Source organism: Roseovarius azorensis (genome assembly GCF_900109455.1).
Classification (GTDB): domain Bacteria; phylum Pseudomonadota; class Alphaproteobacteria; order Rhodobacterales; family Rhodobacteraceae; genus Roseovarius; species Roseovarius azorensis.
The window spans coordinates 70618-88194 of the sequence record NZ_FOAG01000001.1 but is presented as its reverse complement, the minus strand read 5'-3'; the positions used below and the strand labels follow the sequence as shown (position 1 = coordinate 88194).

20 protein-coding genes are annotated in these 17577 nt (G+C 63.4%); 9 read left to right on the top strand and 11 right to left on the bottom strand.

Annotated features, from left to right (window positions below; translation table 11 throughout):
* Nucleotides 1-2: 2 nt before the first annotated feature.
* The gene (locus tag BSG08_RS00450) at nucleotides 3-788 is read right to left on the bottom strand and encodes an ABC transporter permease (protein WP_093030365.1); all 786 of its coding nucleotides are present in this window, start codon (nucleotides 786-788) and stop codon (nucleotides 3-5) included.
* Nucleotides 789-1007: 219 nt separating this feature from the next.
* Here BSG08_RS00450 and BSG08_RS00445 point away from each other — a divergent pair, with 219 nt between their 5' ends.
* From BSG08_RS00445 to BSG08_RS00420, 6 genes are all read left to right on the top strand, one after another.
* Complete coding sequence (locus BSG08_RS00445) at nucleotides 1008-1598, top strand: GcrA family cell cycle regulator (RefSeq protein ID WP_093030362.1); 591 nt, start codon at nucleotides 1008-1010, stop codon at nucleotides 1596-1598.
* A gap of 95 nt (nucleotides 1599-1693) precedes the next feature.
* A complete protein-coding gene (locus tag BSG08_RS00440) occupies nucleotides 1694-2767 on the top strand; it encodes a flagellar motor switch protein FliG (protein WP_093030360.1) in 1074 nt (357 codons plus the stop codon).
* A 39-nt stretch (nucleotides 2768-2806) separates the two neighbouring features.
* Nucleotides 2807-3148: an SH3-like domain-containing protein gene (locus BSG08_RS19785; RefSeq protein ID WP_281248243.1), complete on the top strand. Its 342-nt coding sequence runs from the start codon at nucleotides 2807-2809 to the stop codon at nucleotides 3146-3148.
* Complete coding sequence (locus tag BSG08_RS19780; protein WP_093030357.1) at nucleotides 3141-3419, top strand: SH3-like domain-containing protein; 279 nt, start codon at nucleotides 3141-3143, stop codon at nucleotides 3417-3419. Before BSG08_RS19785 ends, BSG08_RS19780 begins: the two co-directional genes overlap by 8 nt.
* The gene (locus BSG08_RS00425) at nucleotides 3409-4059 is read left to right on the top strand and encodes a nitrile hydratase subunit alpha (protein ID WP_093030354.1); all 651 of its coding nucleotides are present in this window, start codon (nucleotides 3409-3411) and stop codon (nucleotides 4057-4059) included. Before BSG08_RS19780 ends, BSG08_RS00425 begins: the two co-directional genes overlap by 11 nt.
* A gap of 60 nt (nucleotides 4060-4119) precedes the next feature.
* Complete coding sequence (locus BSG08_RS00420) at nucleotides 4120-5058, top strand: lysophospholipid acyltransferase family protein (protein ID WP_093030351.1); 939 nt, start codon at nucleotides 4120-4122, stop codon at nucleotides 5056-5058.
* A gap of 60 nt (nucleotides 5059-5118) precedes the next feature.
* Here BSG08_RS00420 and hemF read toward each other — a convergent pair whose 3' ends face one another.
* The 6 genes from hemF to BSG08_RS00390 all read right to left on the bottom strand — a co-directional run bounded on the left by hemF (nucleotide 5119) and on the right by BSG08_RS00390 (nucleotide 11558).
* Entirely contained in the window at nucleotides 5119-6009 is an 891-nt protein-coding gene (hemF, locus tag BSG08_RS00415; RefSeq protein WP_093030348.1) for an oxygen-dependent coproporphyrinogen oxidase, read from the bottom strand.
* A 26-nt stretch (nucleotides 6010-6035) separates the two neighbouring features.
* Entirely contained in the window at nucleotides 6036-6836 is an 801-nt protein-coding gene (locus tag BSG08_RS00410) for an SDR family NAD(P)-dependent oxidoreductase (protein ID WP_093030345.1), read from the bottom strand.
* A gap of 47 nt (nucleotides 6837-6883) precedes the next feature.
* Entirely contained in the window at nucleotides 6884-7876 is a 993-nt protein-coding gene (locus BSG08_RS00405; protein ID WP_093030342.1) for a class I SAM-dependent methyltransferase, read from the bottom strand.
* A 1-nt stretch (nucleotide 7877) separates the two neighbouring features.
* Complete coding sequence (clpS, locus tag BSG08_RS00400) at nucleotides 7878-8216, bottom strand: ATP-dependent Clp protease adapter ClpS (RefSeq protein ID WP_093030338.1); 339 nt, start codon at nucleotides 8214-8216, stop codon at nucleotides 7878-7880.
* A gap of 105 nt (nucleotides 8217-8321) precedes the next feature.
* Entirely contained in the window at nucleotides 8322-9521 is a 1200-nt protein-coding gene (locus tag BSG08_RS00395) for a class I SAM-dependent methyltransferase (RefSeq protein WP_093030335.1), read from the bottom strand.
* 51 nt (nucleotides 9522-9572) lie between these two features.
* Entirely contained in the window at nucleotides 9573-11558 is a 1986-nt protein-coding gene (locus tag BSG08_RS00390) for an AsmA family protein (RefSeq protein ID WP_483880124.1), read from the bottom strand.
* An 87-nt stretch (nucleotides 11559-11645) separates the two neighbouring features.
* On the opposite strand from BSG08_RS00390, the gene rimO reads away from it, so the two are divergent.
* Nucleotides 11646-13034, top strand: coding sequence for a 30S ribosomal protein S12 methylthiotransferase RimO (gene rimO / locus BSG08_RS00385; RefSeq protein ID WP_093030329.1), 1389 nt, complete (start codon nucleotides 11646-11648; stop codon nucleotides 13032-13034).
* 164 nt (nucleotides 13035-13198) lie between these two features.
* Nucleotides 13199-13840, top strand: coding sequence for a PAQR family membrane homeostasis protein TrhA (gene trhA, locus BSG08_RS00380; RefSeq protein WP_342742576.1), 642 nt, complete (start codon nucleotides 13199-13201; stop codon nucleotides 13838-13840).
* 12 nt (nucleotides 13841-13852) lie between these two features.
* Here trhA and BSG08_RS00375 read toward each other — a convergent pair whose 3' ends face one another.
* From BSG08_RS00375 to BSG08_RS00360, 4 genes are read right to left on the bottom strand one after another with little or no spacing between them, the layout of a single operon-like run.
* On the bottom strand, nucleotides 13853-14776 hold the full coding sequence (locus tag BSG08_RS00375; protein ID WP_093030324.1) for an OmpA family protein: 924 nt from the start codon (nucleotides 14774-14776) through the stop codon (nucleotides 13853-13855).
* A gap of 5 nt (nucleotides 14777-14781) precedes the next feature.
* Entirely contained in the window at nucleotides 14782-15354 is a 573-nt protein-coding gene (locus BSG08_RS00370; protein WP_093030321.1) for a peroxidase-related enzyme, read from the bottom strand.
* 3 nt (nucleotides 15355-15357) lie between these two features.
* Entirely contained in the window at nucleotides 15358-16077 is a 720-nt protein-coding gene (locus tag BSG08_RS00365) for a GNAT family N-acetyltransferase (RefSeq protein ID WP_093030318.1), read from the bottom strand.
* Complete coding sequence (locus tag BSG08_RS00360) at nucleotides 16074-16796, bottom strand: competence/damage-inducible protein A (RefSeq protein WP_093030316.1); 723 nt, start codon at nucleotides 16794-16796, stop codon at nucleotides 16074-16076. Before BSG08_RS00360 ends, BSG08_RS00365 begins: the two co-directional genes overlap by 4 nt.
* A gap of 46 nt (nucleotides 16797-16842) precedes the next feature.
* On the opposite strand from BSG08_RS00360, the gene sfsA reads away from it, so the two are divergent.
* Nucleotides 16843-17565 (top strand): DNA/RNA nuclease SfsA, encoded by a 723-nt coding sequence (gene sfsA, locus BSG08_RS00355; protein WP_093030313.1) that lies wholly within the window; start codon nucleotides 16843-16845, stop codon nucleotides 17563-17565.
* The last annotated feature ends 12 nt before the right edge of the window (nucleotides 17566-17577 follow it).

Genomic DNA, 17577 nt, shown 5'->3' with positions numbered 1-17577 from the left:
GATCACGCCTTGAGCCGGTACCCCGTGGCCAGCATCCGCCACGCCAGAAGGCATATCAGGAGGGTTGATGCGATGCCCACCGTCAGACCCAGCATCGGGGCACTGTCCGACACCCCGATCACGCCATATCTCGCCCCGTCGATCAGGTAGAAAATCGGGTTGAAATGGGTGATCGTGTTCAGCACCGGCGGAAGTGCCTCGACCGAATAAAAGGTGCCCGACAGAAAGGCCAGCGGCGTCACGATGAAATTGGTGATCGCCGCCATCTGATCAAACTTGTTGGCGTAAATACCCGCCACGATCCCCAGACCACCCAGGAAGGCCGAACCGAGCAGAACAAAGGTCAATGCCCAGAGCGGGTGCTGTATCCCGAGACCAAGCACGACATATAAACCCAGCGCAATGGCCAGCGCCACCAGAAAACCGCGTCCCAAGGCACCCGCCAGATAGCCCAGCAGCAACTCACCAGCACTGAGTGGGGGCATCAGAGTATCAACGATGTTGCCCTGCACCTTGGAGATGACGATCGAGGACGATGTGTTGGCAAATGCGTTCTGGATGACCGTCATCATCAGAATGCCTGGTGCTATGAAGTTGGTGAAATCCACGCCCATCACCTCGCCGCGGCGCGGCCCGATGGCGATGGAAAAGATCATCAGGAACAACCCCGCAGTGATCAGGGGCGCCATAAGGGTCTGCGTCCAGACGACCATAAACCTGCGGATTTCACGTCCGGCCAGGGTCATCAGACCCAGACCGTTCACACGACCGAACCTGCGTGTGCCCATGGCTTGGGCGCTTCCCGATCCAAACCTTGCCGCCTGCCCCGTCATCGTCAGCCTCCGTTTTTCCCGGTATTCCCGCAGTCTTTGACGCGCCCTGACGCCAGGCCGTCGATTCGACGCCTTGTAACTCGGTCGCCAGTGATTAGAATAGGGCCTTGATCAGATTTGCAAGGCGGCGGGCCCCGGGGCCCGGACCGCCTTTTGACCCAGAGGAAAGCCCCGATGCCCTGGAATGACGAACGCGTAGAGCTGTTGAAGAAGATGTGGGGCGAGGGCCAGTCTGCCAGCCAGATAGCCAAGGAACTGGGCGGCGTCACGCGCAATGCGGTCATCGGCAAGGTGCACCGTCTGGGCCTCTCCAACCGCAGCGGATCGGGCGGCCCTGCCACGAGCGCGGGCAGCGCAGACACCAAATCCGAGGTCAGGCCAGAGACCAAGGCCACGAAGACCGTTTCAAAATCCGCACCCAAGCCTGCGCCCAAACCCGAGATGACCAGCGATCCCGCACCGGCGGCGACTCAGCCGAGCAGGATCAAGGCGATCATCCCGGCGGGACAGCCGTTGCCACCACAGCCCTCTGCCAATGAAATCGACCCCGAGGCGCTGGCGAAAGTGAACGAAATCGAGAAAAAGGCCCGCAAGCTGACGCTGATGGAACTGACCGAGCGCACCTGCAAATGGCCGGTGGGCGATCCGGCAACACCCAATTTCTGGTTCTGCGGCCTGCCGGTGCAATCCGGCAAACCCTATTGCGAGGCACATGTCGGCGTCGCCTTTCAGCCGATGTCCAGTCGCCGCGACCGCAAACGCTAACCACGGCCCGCATCCGACGAAGAACCCGCAGGGCTTAGATATTTCTTCACACTTGCACCCCTATGATCCGGCAAAATGTCGGATCAGGGGATTGTATGCAGGACTCAACGTCATTGACCGGCCGGAACGCACCGGCACGCGCGGGCGCGGCGGCGCATCTGACACGGGTGCAGAAGGCGGCGATCATCGTACGGTTTCTTCTCAACGAAGGCGCGGATGTGCCGCTTACCGACCTTCCCGAGGGTCTGCAGGCGCAGTTGACCACACAGATGGGTTCCATGCGCTACGTGGATCGCAAGACACTGGCCGAAGTGGTGGCCGAATTCGCGCAGGAACTTGAGGGGATGGGCCTGACCTTTCCGCGCGGCGTGGCAGGCGCGCTCGCGGCTCTTGACGGACGGATCAGTCCCCAAACCGCCGCGCGTCTGCGCAAGGAGGCGGGCGTGCGCCAGTATGGCGATCCCTGGAATCAGGTGCGCAAGGCCGATGTCAAAACTCTTCTGCCGATGATCGAACGCGAGAGCACCGAGATTGCGGCGGTAATGCTGTCAAAACTCGATGTGGGACGCGCCGCAGAACTTCTGGGCAAGCTGCCCGGCGAAGTCGCGCGCCGGATCACCTACGCCGTGTCGCAAACCGGAACCGTCAGCCCCGCGGCGGTTGACCGCATCGGTCTGGCGCTCGCGGCGCAACTACACGATGTGCCCGAGATGGCCTTTGCCGAGGGCGCGGTGGAACGCGTGGGCGCGATCCTCAACTATTCCCCTGCCGCGACCCGCGATGATGTGCTGACGGGACTTGACGAAACCGATCAGGATTTTGCCGCGCTGGTGCGGCGCGCGATCTTTACCTTCGAGCATATCCCCGAACGGGTGAAGCCCACCGACATCCCTCGCGTCACACGAGAGGTAGATCAGGCGGTTCTGGTCACGGCGCTGGCCGGCGCCGCTGGCGGCGATCTGGCCCCGGCAGCCGAATTCATCCTAGAAAACATGGGCAAGCGCATGGCAGAGGCAATGCGTGAGGAGATCACGGAACGCGGTCGCATCCGCCTGCGCGACGCCGAAGAGGCGATGACCGCGGTCGTCAACGCGGTTCGAATGCTCGAGGCGGCAGGCGAGATCACCCTGATCCGCCCGGAGGACGAGGCCGACGACGACGAGGCTTGAGGCTGGACAGGACAAATCCGCTCGCCTAGGCTCTGGCTTATGAGTGACTGGAACGGACGCCGGTGGCATGACATGGGCGGACAGGCTGCGGGGCCTGTGCCGATGGAGGGGCATGACTTTGCGCTCTGGGAAAAGCGGGTCGATGCGCTGATGGTAGTCTGCGGGAAAAAGGGCCTCTTTACCGTCGACGGGCTGCGCCGCGCGCTCGAAGATATGGGAGAGGATGCATTCGAACGATACAGCTATTACGAACGCTGGATCGCCGCCGTGAACCAGAACCTGATCGAAGCCGGAGTTTATTCGCTCGAGGAACTGGCCACTCGCATGAACGAAATCGCCGCGCGCGGCCCGACCTACGCCGAGGCCCAGCGCAATGGCTGAGCGGGTGCGCGTGCGGGCCATCACGCCCCCCGGCCATGTCCGCGCACCATGGTATCTGCGTGGCAAGACGGGCATGATCGAGCGGCCATTGGGCGAATTTCACAATCCCGAACAACTGGCCTATGGCCTGCCTGCGGCGAAGAAACGACTCTACCGGGTGCGCTTCAGCATGGCCGAAATCTGGGGTGAGGCGGCGGAAAACGTCACTGACACGCTGGATGCCGAAATCTATGAGCACTGGCTGGAGCCGGAGGATACCCATGCCCCATGACCATCCGGACCATTTTCACCACGAGGGCGTGAGTCCCTCGGGCCACCCCTACCGCGACGACAATGACGGCCCGCTGACCTATTGGCAGCGCATGGAAATCGCGGTGCGTGAACTGCTGATCGAAAAGGGGCAAATGACTCCCGTCGAGATCGCCGCCCAGATCGAGGCGATGGATTCCCGCAGTCCGACCAACGGCGCGGCGGTCGTGGCCCGTGCCTGGGCTAATCCGGCGTTCAGGGTCCGCCTACTGGAAAACGCCTCTGAGGCCAGCCGCGAGATGGGATTCGACATCGGCCCGCTCAACCTCATCGCGGTGCAAAACACGGCCCAGACCCATAACCTGATCGTCTGCACGCTCTGTTCATGCTATCCACGCAATCTGTTGGGTCTTCCGCCGGATTGGTACAAGACCCGCGAATACCGCTCGCGCGCGGTGTGCGAACCGCGCGCGGTTTTGCGCGAGTTCGGCCTTGATCTGCCTGCAACCACCACCGTGCGCGTCCATGACAGCACCGCCGACATGCGCTATATCGTCCTGCCCCTACGCCCTGCGGGCAGCGAGGGCATGACAGAGGCCGAGCTGGCGGCGCTGGTCACCCGCGACAGCATGATCGGTACCGGCCTTCCGCGCCAGCCCTGACAGTCTTGTGAACAGGTGCAGAGACGCGTATCTGTGCCCCGACCACAACAAGGCGACCCGATGAGCGACGCACAACCTCCATTCCTGTCCCGCCTGAGCGATACCGGTATCGGCATGGCGATGTATGCGCCGATCGCGGTGACGAAACTGCTACCCTACCGCTGGCGCATTCCCTTCATGGGCTGGCTGGCCGCTCATGTTGTGGCCCCGATCGCGGGCTATGACAAACGCGTGCGCGAGAACCTGGCCCATGTCCTGCCGGATCTGCCCGGCCCAGAGGTCAGGCGCCTCATGCGCGCCGTGCCCGACAATGCCGGGCGCAACATGGCAGAGCTTTATTCCACCGCCGATTTCATCGCCCGCACGCGACCGTCCCGCGTTTACGGCCCCGGCCTAGAGGCGATCCGTGCCGCCCAGGCCGAGGGTCGCCCGATCATCTTTGTCACCGGCCATTTCGGCAGCTTCAACGCCGCGCGCATCGCCATGATCGAACAGGGTTTCGATATGGGTGTTTTCTATCGCCGCATGCATAATCGCTGGTTCAACAAGCGCTATACCGTGGCCATGGGCGCCCTGAGCCAACCTATGTTCGAACAGGGCCGACGCGGCATGATGCAGATGGTCAAGCATCTGCGCGGCGGTGGCGTGCTGGCGATCCTGACCGATCTGAACGCCCATGACGGCGTGCCACTCGATTTTTTCGGCAAACCGGCGCTGTCGCCACTGGCCACAGCCGAACTCGCGCTTAAATTCGACGCGCCTCTGGTCCCGACCTGGGGCATCCGCAAGTCGAACGGTCTGGATTTCGAGATCCTCGTCGAAGAGCCGGTGCCGCCCACCGACCCCGTCACCATGACCCAAGAGGTCAATGACCGGCTCGAGGCCCAGGTGCGCGAGCGCATGGACCAATGGTTCTGGATTCACCGTCGCTGGAAGGATGGCACCGGCCCCCTTGCCGAACGCGGCGCGCAACAACTCGCCGAGCGCAAGGGCGACTGAACCCGTCAGGCCGACTTGCCGGAAAATACCCTTGCCACAGGCAGCCGGACTGCGCTGCCGTCAGATCCATTTCGCCAGGGGCGGCAGACTCATCAACACGGCATCGGCGTCATGGCCGGTGGCGAGGCCGAACTTGGTACCCCGGTCATAGACGAGATTGTATTCGGCATATAGCCCGCGATGGATGAGCTGCACCTCCTTCTCTGCCTCGGACCAATTCTGAACCCGGCGCTTTTCCACAAGCGGCAGAAAGGCGGGCAGGAACGCGCGACCGATGTCCTGCGTCAGCGCAAAATCCGCTTCCCAGTCGCCCGAGTTGCGGTCATCCATGAAAATTCCACCCACCCCGCGCGCACGATGCCGGTGCGGGATATGAAAATACTCGTCGGCCCATTCCTTGAACCGGGGATAGAGATCGGCCCCGTGCGGATCGAGATGGGTTTCGAGCGTGCTGTGGAAATGGCGCGTGTCCTCGGCATATTCGATACAGGGGTTGAGATCCGATCCGCCGCCGAACCACCACGCGTCCGGCGTCCAGAACATCCGCGTGTTCATGTGAACGGCGGGGCAATGCGGGTTCTGCATATGCGCAACCAGCGAGATTCCCGAGGCCCAGAACCGTGGATCCTCCGCCATGCCGGGCACACCACGCGCCGCCATCGCGCGTTGCGCGACCTCGCCCAGGGTCCCGTATACCTCCGATACGTTGACGCCCACCTTCTCGAACACGCAACCGCCACGCAGCACGCTCATCAGTCCACCCCCCGTGTCGAATCCGTCGTCACTGGCGCGGCGGGTTTCCTTCACCTCAAAGCACCCCGGCACAGCATCCGACAGGGGCCCCGTGGCGTGATTGTGCTCCAGCATTTCAAAGGCCGTGACGATTTCATCGCGCAATTGCCGGAACCATCCGGCAGCACGGGCCTTTTGCTCTGTGAAATCCTCGGTCATGCTCTTCCTTTCAATGGCCTCGGCCCTCAATGCGCCGGGGCCGCGCAGGGATCAAGCAACGTGCGTCCACCGTCCACCGTCATGACCTGCCCGGTCATGAAGCCCGAACCGTCGCAAGCAAGATACTGCACCGCTTCGGCCAGTTCCGTCGCCGAGGCGATGCGCCCCAGCGGCGTGTGGCATTCGATATCCTCGCGGTAATCCGTATGCTCGCGCAGCGTCTCCTTGAGCGAGGCGCTCATCACCGAGCCGAAGGCCACCGCGTTGACGCGGATCCGGTGCGGCGCCAGCGCCACCGCCATGCTGCGTGTCATCTGGTCCAGAGCGGCGGAGGAAATCGAATAGGCCATGAGATCGGGATGCGTCCGCCGCGCGGCAATCGATGAAAGATTGACAATCGTGCCTGCCGATCCCTCGCGCTGACCCTCGGACTGCTTGATCATCCGCCGCGCGACCTGCTGGCTCATCCTGAGCGCGGTCATCAGGTTCTGCTGCAACAGCATCTCGACCGCGTCGTCATCGGGGTTGAGCGCCTCTGACGGCACCACCTGACGGCTGGCGTTGACGAGAATATCGACGGTCTCGAACGCATCTATCGTCGCCGAGAGCAGATTGGCCTGTGCCAGTTTCTGGCGCAGATCACCCGCGAAATAGCGGATATTGCTGCCATCCTCGTTCTCGCCAAGCTCCTTGACCAGCCGGCTCTCATCCATATCGGCAAAGACGACATTGGCCCCCTTGTCCGCGAAATGCCGCCCGATGGCGAGGCCGATCCCGTTTGCCGCGCCGGTAATAATGGCAGTCTTGCCCGAGATGGAAAATGACATGAGCGTGACCTTTCAAGCTGGGGTTACCCTGCGCACCCGGGACGGTTTCAACGTGGCTGACGCGCCGGGCGAGCGGCATGGAGAATTTTGAAGCGGGTGTCACCCGCAGTTTCCTCAACCTGAGCAAAATGCTGCGCCAGATTGGCCTCATAGGACAGGTGGCGGTTGGCAACAAGCCAGAGCGCGCCCGAAGGTTTGAGCATACCCGCCGCGGCGCGGATGAAGGCCCGGCCAAGATCCGGCTGGGCAGAGCGTCCCTCGTGAAAGGGGGGGTTCATGATCACAGCATCAACGCGGGGCTCCGGCGTCCAGCGGATCACATCGTCCCAGTGGAACCGCGCGCGCGGATCCGGTACGTTACGCCGCGCACAGTCGAGCGCTGCGTGATCGGCCTCTACCAGATCGAGCCGCGCGATTCCGTCGCGTTCCAGCGCCCGTGCGCTCAGATAACCCCAGCCCGCGCCCAAGTCTACGACATGCCCGCCCAAATTGGCCGGCAGGGCATCGCCCAGCAACCGGGACGCCGGATCAATCCCATCGGCGGAAAACACACCCGGCGCGGTGACAAATCCGCCTTCTATGTTCTGCGGTGCCTCTTGCATCCAGTCGGCAAATTCCTGTCCTGCGTCAAAGCCGAAAATCTTGCCATGCGCCTTGGACAGCGGTGCGCTTACCGTCACGCGCTTGCGGCAGTCCCGCAGAATCGATTCGATCCCATCGGTCTTGGCGCCGTCCAGAATCACCAACCCGTCTGTCACCTCCGCGGCCTGCGCCACCAGTGCATGCGCCAGCGCCTTGGCGCGCGGCAGACAGACCAGCGACGCCCCATAGCGCCCCTCGGGCGCGACCGCGCAATCATAACCCGCTGCGGCGAAATGATCGTAATCTGGTTTGAACCCGGTGATGACGTGAACGCGCTCCCCCGGCAGCGCCGACAGATCAGCCCCGGCGCGCGGTCCGAAAACGGCAATCCGCCCCGTCGCGGGCAGAGCGATATCACCGCCCGTCAGGGCCAGCGCCAGACGCGCACGCTCGCCCACCTTACTCTTTTTCCATGGTGCATTGCAGCGGGTGCTGATGGCGGCGCGCAAAATCCATCACCTGCGCCACCTTGGTCTCCGCGATTTCATGGCTGAACACGCCCACCACGGCCAGGCCCTTCTTGTGGACGGTCAGCATGATTTCGAACGCCTGCGCATGGGTCATGCCGAAAAATCGCTCTAGCACCGCTACGACAAATTCCATCGGGGTGTAATCGTCATTCAGAAGCAGAACCTTGTAGAGCGGCGGGCGCTTGGTCTTGGGACGCGTCTTGACAACGACATTGGTATCGCTCTCGTCATCGCCCTGTCCGGTCATTTGGATGAGATGCGTATTCATGTCTCTTGCGCTATCGGAGCAGTATCGCGTGATACTTGGCTGTTCTGACACGTCTATATAACTTTTGGCCCGGTTTAGAAAAGGGGGCAACACGAAAGAAGCGGCTCAGCGCCCCTGCAGGATGCCCGAGTATAACAGCAGCCCCCAATCCCCCAGTTCCCGCTCGATCCGGGACCATAGCGCCGCCATGCCGATGGGATCGATCCCCGTCGCGGTGGCGATCCCGGCCAGGGACCGCCGCCCGTCCACCGCAGCAATCAGCGGCGCGGTCTGTTTCGCCAGCACCAGCCGCGCCTCTATCCCGGCGAACGATAGCTTTGACGTCTGTCCCTGTGCAACGGCGCGGGCAAGCTCTGCCGGGCGAACCCCCTTGAGATGCGGAACAAGCGCGCGGTTCGCACCCCCGGCAGGGGCGCGTGCCTCGGAGGCACGGATCGCATAGCCCACATGGGTCTTGATGGTGCCGCGCAGTTTCTCAGCCACAGCCATGCGCGCAACCGTGTCCAGATGGTCCGGCACCTCGGTGATGCGCGCCAGATCGTAAAGGGCGGGCATGGCAAAGCCGCTGAGCGCCCAACCGGAGGCGGCCAAGACATCGCAGAGCGCATTCACGTCAAAGGCGCGGTCCTGACTGTGCAGCAGCAGGTCGTAGAATCCCGCATCACTGTCCTTGTGATCGCCGAGGTTGGGATTTGCCCGGAACGGGTGCCCCGCAGGCAAGGCGGCCACGACCTGTTTCGCCGCCGCCAGTCGCGCCTTGGGCGGCATTCCCGCATAGAGCGCGCCGAACGCCTCCTGCAGCGGATAGACCCCGGCCCGTCCATAAGGCGCGTAAACCATGAACCCCATCCCGCCACCGGGCGCAAGCGCTGCCAGCAGCGCCTCGAAACCCGCCTGCGGATCGGGCAGGTGGTGCAGAACGCCGCAGCAGTCGATATAGTCGAACTGCCCCAGTTGGGCGGCGTCCATCAGGCTGCCGGTCACAAAGCGGATACCGCTCAGTCCACGCACCCGCGCCCGTTCCTCGGCCACCCGCCGCGACTCGGTGGAGAGATCGACATAGGTGATCTCGGCGACGCGCCCCGCATTCTTCATCTGCTGCGCCAGCTGGATCAGACCGTCGCCCGTACCGCCCCCGGCCACCAGCACGCGCAGCGCCCGCGACCAATCACGCCGCCCCTCGAACACGAAATGGTCGATTTCCAGCACATGCGAGGGCGAGCCGGTGATGAGCCGCTTGACCTCGTCCCCCGGATCACGCTCGGGATAGGGATAGGCCTCGTATTGCGCCCGCACGTCACTCATGCCGCGCCCCTTGCTTCTTCTTGGCAAAAATACCCAATTGTCCCGCTTGCCTCAATCGAACAGCTTGCGCAGGCTACGCCTGGCCCGCTCCTCCAGCTTGTCCCTGATTGCATCCTCGGTTGACTGGCCCTCTTGCGGGATCACGTTCAACTTCTTCTCCACTGCACGATTGAGTTCCCTCTCTGCCTTGTCTTCCAGCTTCTCGCGCTCTTCCTTCAGATTGACATCAAGCGCTTTTTCCAGATCGGGCGTGATCCTCGGATTTGACCACGGCCCGCGGATCCGCACTGGAATGGCCAGCCCATGCCGGGTCTCACCCTCCAGAAGCACCGGCGTGAAGAGATAGTCGATATCGCGCGCGCCCAACCCCACGCGCCCCCTGCCCGTTGCCTTGGCCAGCGGCAGATTCATCACCAGATCCTGATTGTAGAGATTGCCCTTGTCCATGGTGAAACTGGCGCTCATCTCGTCAAACACCGTGGTGCCGCCGGTCAGGTCACCCGACCGCATCAGCCGGTCCAGATCAAATCCGCTGATCACCCCGCGCCCGGTGCGCAGCGCCCCGTTGCCGCTCAGCGAATTCATGATCGCATGCATGGATTGCCCGGTTCCAAGAAATGTCAGATTGCCGTCGGCACTGGCGGAAAATCGGCTGATATCCATTGCATCCCGCAGGAAGGTTACAAGGTTGATACCATTCACATTCATCGTGCCGCCGACCGACAGGCCCGCGCGGTTGTTGGCCACGAATTCGCCGGTAACAAGCCCGTCATAGGCGCGCAGTTCGCGCAGTTCAAAGACCGCGCGCGAGGCCTCAAGCGTCATCAGCGTGCGCGTCTTGCCCAGCTTCAGATCGCCCAGATCAATGCTGTCGGCGACCAGCGCCACCTCGCCATTGGCAAGACCTAGAACGCTCGCATCAATCGGCGTCCTGGACCAGCCGCTGCCGGTCCCGGCGTCACCTCCTGCGCTGCCACCGCCCTCGTTGCTATCGGCTCCGGCCAGTTTCGACAGATCGAGCGCACCCGCATTGAGCTGCGCGTTGATGCGCGGCACATCCCCGGACAGCACGATATCTGCCGCACCTGACAGGCTGTTGCCGTCCAGTCCCAAAACCATCTCACGCAGCGACAGGCGCATGTCCTGCGTCAGCGTCACCTGCGCCGATCCCTTGACGCTCTGCCCGAACCCCTGCGGCAGCTCCATCGCCCCAAGCCCCAACGCCTTCAGAAAGGCGCGCGTATTAGCGAGGTCGATCTCGAGCAGCCCGTCAAGCTGCGGCTGCACAGCCGCACGCCCTCTGAATCCGATAGATCCGCCCGGCCCACGAACCGTGGCGGCAACGCCGGTGACCGCACCGTCGATGAACTGCCCCACCCGGTCCAGATGCCCAGAGATCGTCACCGGATCGCCGGTCTGCCGCAGCACTGCCTCGAAAGTCGCGGTGCCATCGTAATCGGGCCAACGCACGTCCAGATCCATGTTGCGGAATTCCCACACCTCGCCGCTGCCGTGGTCGGTATAGATCAGCGAGGCCTCGGTAATCAGCGCCCGATCCAGCGTCAGCGCCAGCCGGTTCGACGTGGCCGGCGCCGTGCTGTTGGATTGTCCGGACGGGGCCACGCCCTCGACCCCCAATTCCCAGTTGACACGCCCATCGCGCGCGCGTTCCAGCCGGATCTCAGGTCCCACCGCCTCCAGCCCGGTGATGCGGATATCGCCACCAAAGAGCGCCTTTGGCTCCACCCCGATCTTGAAACTGTCGGCGCGCAGCATCGGTCCTGCATCGGACCAGTCGGCATTGGCAACCTCGACCGCGCCGGTCGACACCCCGAGGATCGGATAAAAGCTGATCCTGGTCTCGCCCTGCATGGTGACCTGACGGCCCGTTGCCTTACTGATCTGCTCTGCGGCGATTCTGGCGATCCGGTCACCCGGCAGCAGCAAGAGTCCGCCCACAACGATCACCGCCACAACGATGACCAGACCGATCAGCCTGAAGACCCAACGCATCGCCCATGCCCTCGTCCAGCTCACTCATGCACAGTCTAGGCCCGCCCCGCAGGCCGGGGCAACCGCTTTTGCCCCTTCCCGCGCGGGCAGGCAAAGGCTATATCGCGCCGCATGAGCACCAACCTGCCCGAACTGCGCCCGGATCTCGCGCCCCGCGCCCGCATTGCCGATACTCCCCGCCAGGGCCAGCCGACCATCGGCATGGTCTCGCTGGGCTGTCCCAAGGCGCTGGTGGACAGCGAACGCATCCTGACCCGGCTGCGCGCAGAGGGTTACGGCATCTCGGCCGACTATGCCGGCGCGGATGCCGTGATCGTCAACACCTGCGGCTTTCTCGACAGCGCCAAGGCTGAGAGTCTCGAAGCCATTGGCGAGGCGCTGACCGAGAATGGCCGGGTGATCGTCACCGGCTGTCTCGGGGCGGATCCGCAGTATATCACCGGCGTGCATCCCCGCGTTCTGGCGGTGACCGGACCGCATCAGTATGAACAGGTGCTGGATGCCGTGCATGCCGCCGTGCCACCCAGCCCGGATCCCTTCATTGATCTGCTGCCCGCCTCGGGTGTCCGCCTCACGCCGCGCCATTACAGCTATCTCAAAATTTCCGAGGGCTGTAACCACAAGTGCAAATTCTGCATCATTCCAGACATGCGCGGGCGTCTCGCCTCGCGCCCCGCCCATGCAGTTTTGCGCGAGGCGGAAAAGCTGGTCGAGAGCGGCGTGCGCGAACTGCTGGTCATCTCTCAGGATACTTCTGCCTATGGCGTCGATATCAGACATGCCGAGGCGAATAGCCACCGCGCCCATATCACCGATCTGGCGCGGGATCTGGGGGCGCTCGGGGCCTGGGTGCGGCTGCATTACGTCTATCCCTACCCGCATGTGCGCGATCTCGTTCCGCTGATGGCCGATGGTCTCATCCTGCCCTATCTCGACATTCCGTTTCAGCATGCCCATCCCGACACGTTGCGCCGCATGGCCCGCCCGGCCGCGGCGGCGCGAACGCTGGACGAGATCGCCGCCTGGCGCGCCATCTGTCCCGACCTGACCCTGCGCTCGACCTTCATCGTGGGCTATCCGGGCGAGACCGAGGCGGAATTCGAGGCGCTGCTGGACTGGCTGGACGAGGCACAACTGGACCGTGTGGGCTGTTTCCAGTACGAAAATGTCGCAGGAGCCCGCAGCAACGCCCTGCCAGATCACGTACCCGCAGAGGTCAAGCAGGACCGCTGGGATCGCTTTATGGCAAAGGCGCAGGCAATTTCTGAGGACAAACTGGCCGCCAAGGTTGGCACAGTGCAAAAAGCGATCATCGACGAGATCGACGCCAACGGCATCGCCACCTGCCGTACGCGGGCGGATGCGCCGGAGATCGACGGGAACCTGTTTGTCGACGAGGGGACGGAAGGGTTGTCGGTAGGGGATATCGTTCACGTTGTCGTGGACGAGGCGGGGGAATATGATCTGTGGGGGCGGTTAGGCGATAGAAGCTCCCGGTAGGCGCGCTTCACCTACCCTACAGCCTCCGCGCGCGGCAAGACACCCATACCCGGCACCTGACCAGCCCGCGCCGCAATTGCCCCGGCATCACCCTATGAATGCCGGAAATGCCGGGCATTCTTGAAGTATTAACGAATGGCGGTCACACTGAAGGAATGATCGACATGTCCTATCCCAACTATACAAGGGCCGAACGTGTGGCCGATGGCGCGGTGCACATTGCCGGGCTTCTGGCGGCCTTTACCGGGGTCGCGGTGCTCTTTGCCATGTGGGCGCTCAGGATGGACGGGGTGACGCTCGCCTCGACCATTGTCTATTCCGGCGCGCTGCTGCTGATGCTGGCGACCTCTGCCGCCTATCACATGGGCGCACATACCGCCGCGCGGCCGATTCTGCGGCGGCTCGATCACGCCGCTATCTATGTCAAGATCGCCGGCACCTTCACGCCGCTCAGCGTGCTCCTTGGAACCGCCTTTGGCTATGTGATTCTGTTTCTCGTCTGGGCGCTGGCGCTTTTCGGAGCCGCGACCAAGATGATGGCGAAACGCGGTCAAATGACCACTGGCTGGTTGCCTTACGTGGCACTCGGCTGGATCGGTGTCGCGCTTTTCATTCCGCTGACGGATATCCTGCCCGGCAACAGCCTTGCGCTGCTTCTGGCAGGCGGACTGATCTATACCGGCGGGGTAATTTTCTATGCCTGGGAAACCCTGCGCTTCGCCAATGCGATCTGGCACGGTTTCGTGGCCATCGCCACCGCCTGCTTTTTCCTCGGGATCACGACGGCGCTCGCGGCCAGACTCTGAGCGCCACCAGCGCTATTGCGTATCCAGCAATACCACCTCGACCCGGCGATTGCGCTCGCGCCCGCCCGCCGTGCGATTGCTCGCAACCGGAGCAAGATAGCCGATGCCATGCGCCTCGATCTGGGCTGGCGGAACGCCGTATTCGTTGACCAGCCGATCGCGCACCGCCTCGGCACGACTGCGGGACAGGGCAACGTTATTGTCGAACCCGCCCACGCTGTCGGAATGCCCGACAAGCGCCACCCGATGCCCGGAATCGGCCAGCAGAAACGCCACCAGCGCGGCGAGGCTCGCATAGGGCCCCACCCCAAGCTGCCCGGCACCCGACCCGAAATCCAGATCGGCAAGCGTCGCGTACCCCTGCTCCAGCAAACGCTCTCCCAGCTCCAGCTCCGGCTCCACAGGCGCAAGTGCGCGCACCGGTTCCGTCGTCCCGCTGTCGGATAGCGGGCGCACATGAGTGATCTGAACATAGCCCGTCTGACCGGTGCGACTGATCAGCAGGGTTGCATGCTCACCCTCCGCGCCCGCGCCGCGACGCGCATAAAGATAGCGATAGTCAAACAGATCCACGAACATGTCGGGTGCGGGCAGGACAGGCGTGTTGAACCTGAAATCGAACCCGCCACACTCCATGTCGGCACACTCGAAATCGACGCTCCAGCCAGATGTCTCCAACTCTGCACGCAGCGGCAGCAGAACCTGCAAGGTGGTGAGACTGCTGGTCGGCAGATGCCAGGCCCGCTGCGTGATCTCCCCCGCAAGACGCCGCCGCGGCAGCGTGCCCTGCGCAAAAGGGCCGGTTGGCAAGAGGATCGTATCTGCGGCCCGCGTTACCTCGCGCGCCAGCGTGGCATTTGCGGGCATCTGCAGATCGAGCGCCTGCACGGGCCATGACAGGCTTAGCAACAGACCGAGAATACCGACCGTGCGCATCGCTCTCAACGGGCCTGTGCGTGATACTCGGGGTTGGGCTGCATTCCCGTCGCCGAGGCAACCCGGTTGGTCATGTTGAAGAACCCGGCCACATTAGCGATATCCCAGATATCACGCTCGCTGAATCCCGCCACGCGCAACGTCGCGCGGTCAGCCTCGCCGATGGCGGCGCTGGCGGTCGTGACAAGCGCCGCGAAATCGAGCATCGCCCGGTGCCGCGCCGACAATGGTGCCGCGCGGTAATTCATCACCATCGCCTCGCCCAATGCCGGGTCCCCAGAGAGCGCGCGAACGGCCGCACCGTGCGCCACCTGACAATACCAGCAGCGATTGATCGAGCTCACCACGACAGCGATCATCTCACGCTCCAGCTTCGACAGCCCCGAGTCGGCCAGCATCAGGTTGTTGTAGAGCGCGGTAAAGCTGTTGAGCTTGTCGATATCGAACGCATGCGCCTTGAGCACATTGGGGATCAAGCCCAGCTTTTCCTCGCAGATGTCGAAATATTTTTGCGTCGCCTCAGGCAGCGGATCGACCATTGGCAGGTCAAGCGCGGTGATCTGTTCAGGATGGGTCATGGCTCAGTCCTTCTGGCGGTAATGATACTGTCCGATATGGGCAAACCCCATCGCGACATAAAGTCCGTTGGCAGCCGTATTTGCCTGTGTGCAGATCACCGCGAGGTGGCTTGCCCCCTCTGTGGCGGCCCAGTGCGCGGCCTGAATCATTAGCAGCCGCCCCATTCCGGCGCGACGATGGGCCGCGCGCACCTCAAGAGCATGGACCATGGCGACACCCCCGTGGATGGCGACAAACCCGGTCGCGGCAGGGTGGTTGTCATGCCGCCCCAGAAGCCCCGTCTTGGGGCTTGCCGCGCGTTCCATAACGCGAATCCGGTCGGGTCCGATACCGCCCTCGGCCCAGATTTCGCGCATGATCTCCAGCGGCTCCCAGATGGTGAAGGTGCTGACCTTTGGCGTCGTCTCCGAGATCAGACCCGCGACCGGCGCAGCATAGAGATTGACCGGGTCGACAACGCCATACCCCTGCGCTGCGAGCAGCGCGTCAAGCGCCTCGTCGCCCTGGCGAATCTGAAAGAGCGGACTCTGCCCCAGGGCGCGCATCGCCTCTTCGGCGCGCGGCAAATCCTCTGCGGTGACAGGCCCGCAGACAGTGGCGGCAGAGACCCGTTTGCCCCCGCCCTGCCCGTCGCGGATCACCACCGCGCCCAGCGACCGGCAGGCGGCAGGTGGCCAGGTGCCCTCTGTCACCGCATAGAGCGTATGAACGTCGGGACTCATGCCGGAAACAGTCCCGAGAGTTCCGTCATCGCGGCATCGACCCGCCCGCCATCACTGCCCCGGATCACGATATGCGCCCCGTAACAGCCATCGCGGATGAACGGATAGGATCCGATCGACAGGTCCGGATACCGCTCCGCCAGATCCGACAGCGGCCCGGCGATATCGCCCTCGCCACGCCGGATTTCCAGCGTCTGGGACAGCAGCGGCGCACCACCCGTGAGTGTCGGCAAAACAGATGCCAGCATCGCCTGAAATATCGCAGGTACCCCCGCCATGACATGCACGTTCTCGATGCTGAACCCGGGCGCGGCGCTGATCGGGTTGTCAATAAGTAAAGCCCCCTCGGGAATGCGCGCCATGCGCAGACGGGCCTCGTTCAGCTCCTGATCGCGGCCCGCGTAATGCGCCACCAGAATGGCGCGGGCATCCTCGCGCACCGCAATTGGCCGGCCAAAAGCACGCGCCACATTTTCAGCAGTGATGTCATCATGGGTCGGACCGATACCGCCCGAGGTAAACACCGTGTCATAGGCGGCGCTGAGCGCGCGCACCGCCGCAACGATCGCATCCGGATCGTCGCGGACCACGCGCACCTCGCGCAGGTCGATACCCGCCTTGGTCAGTTCGCCGGCAAGAAAATGCATGTTGGCATCCCGCGTGCGCCCGGACAGGATCTCGTCGCCGATCACCAGCATGGCGGCGGTGGGGTTGGGCATGGCTGTCCTCCTTGAAGTGCGATCATTCCCGGTATAGGCGCAGGTCATGCGCTTTCAAACCCCTCTTGTGCCTGCCGTGCTCATCCGACGCTACAAGCGGTTTCTGGCTGATATCCGACTGATGGACGGGCGCGAGGTGACCGCGCATTGTGCCAATCCCGGCGCGATGCAGGGGTTGGCCGAGCCGGGCACGCGCATCTGGGTCGAACCGAATGACGACCCCCGCAAGAAGCTGAAATTCGGATGGCGGCTGGTCGAACATGCAAACGGCCATTTCACCGGCATTGATACCGGCCTGCCGAACCGGGTGCTCGGGGATGCGCTCAGGGCCCGACAGATCCCCGAACTTGCCATCTATGACACCGTGTTGCCCGAGCAGAAATATGGCGAGAAGAGCCGGGTTGATTTCCTGCTGCGCAGCGCGAACCTGCCTGACGCCTATGTCGAGGTGAAATCCGTCACGCTGTCGCGACAGCCGGGGCTGGTGGAATTCCCTGACAGCGTAACCGAACGCGGCACGCGGCATCTGCGGGATCTGGCCGAAATGGCACGGAACGGGCATAGCGCGGTGCTCTTTTACCTGGTGCAACGCACCGATGCACAGGCCGTTTCGGTCGCCCGCGATATCGACCCCGCCTACGCAGACGCCCATGCGGCGGCGCGCGCGGCGGGAGTCACCATGCTGTCATATCGCGCGGATATCAGCCCGCAGGTGATCACAATCGGTCACAGACTCTTCCCTGACGAGACACATCCTCTGGCTCTCTGACGCAAATAGTCC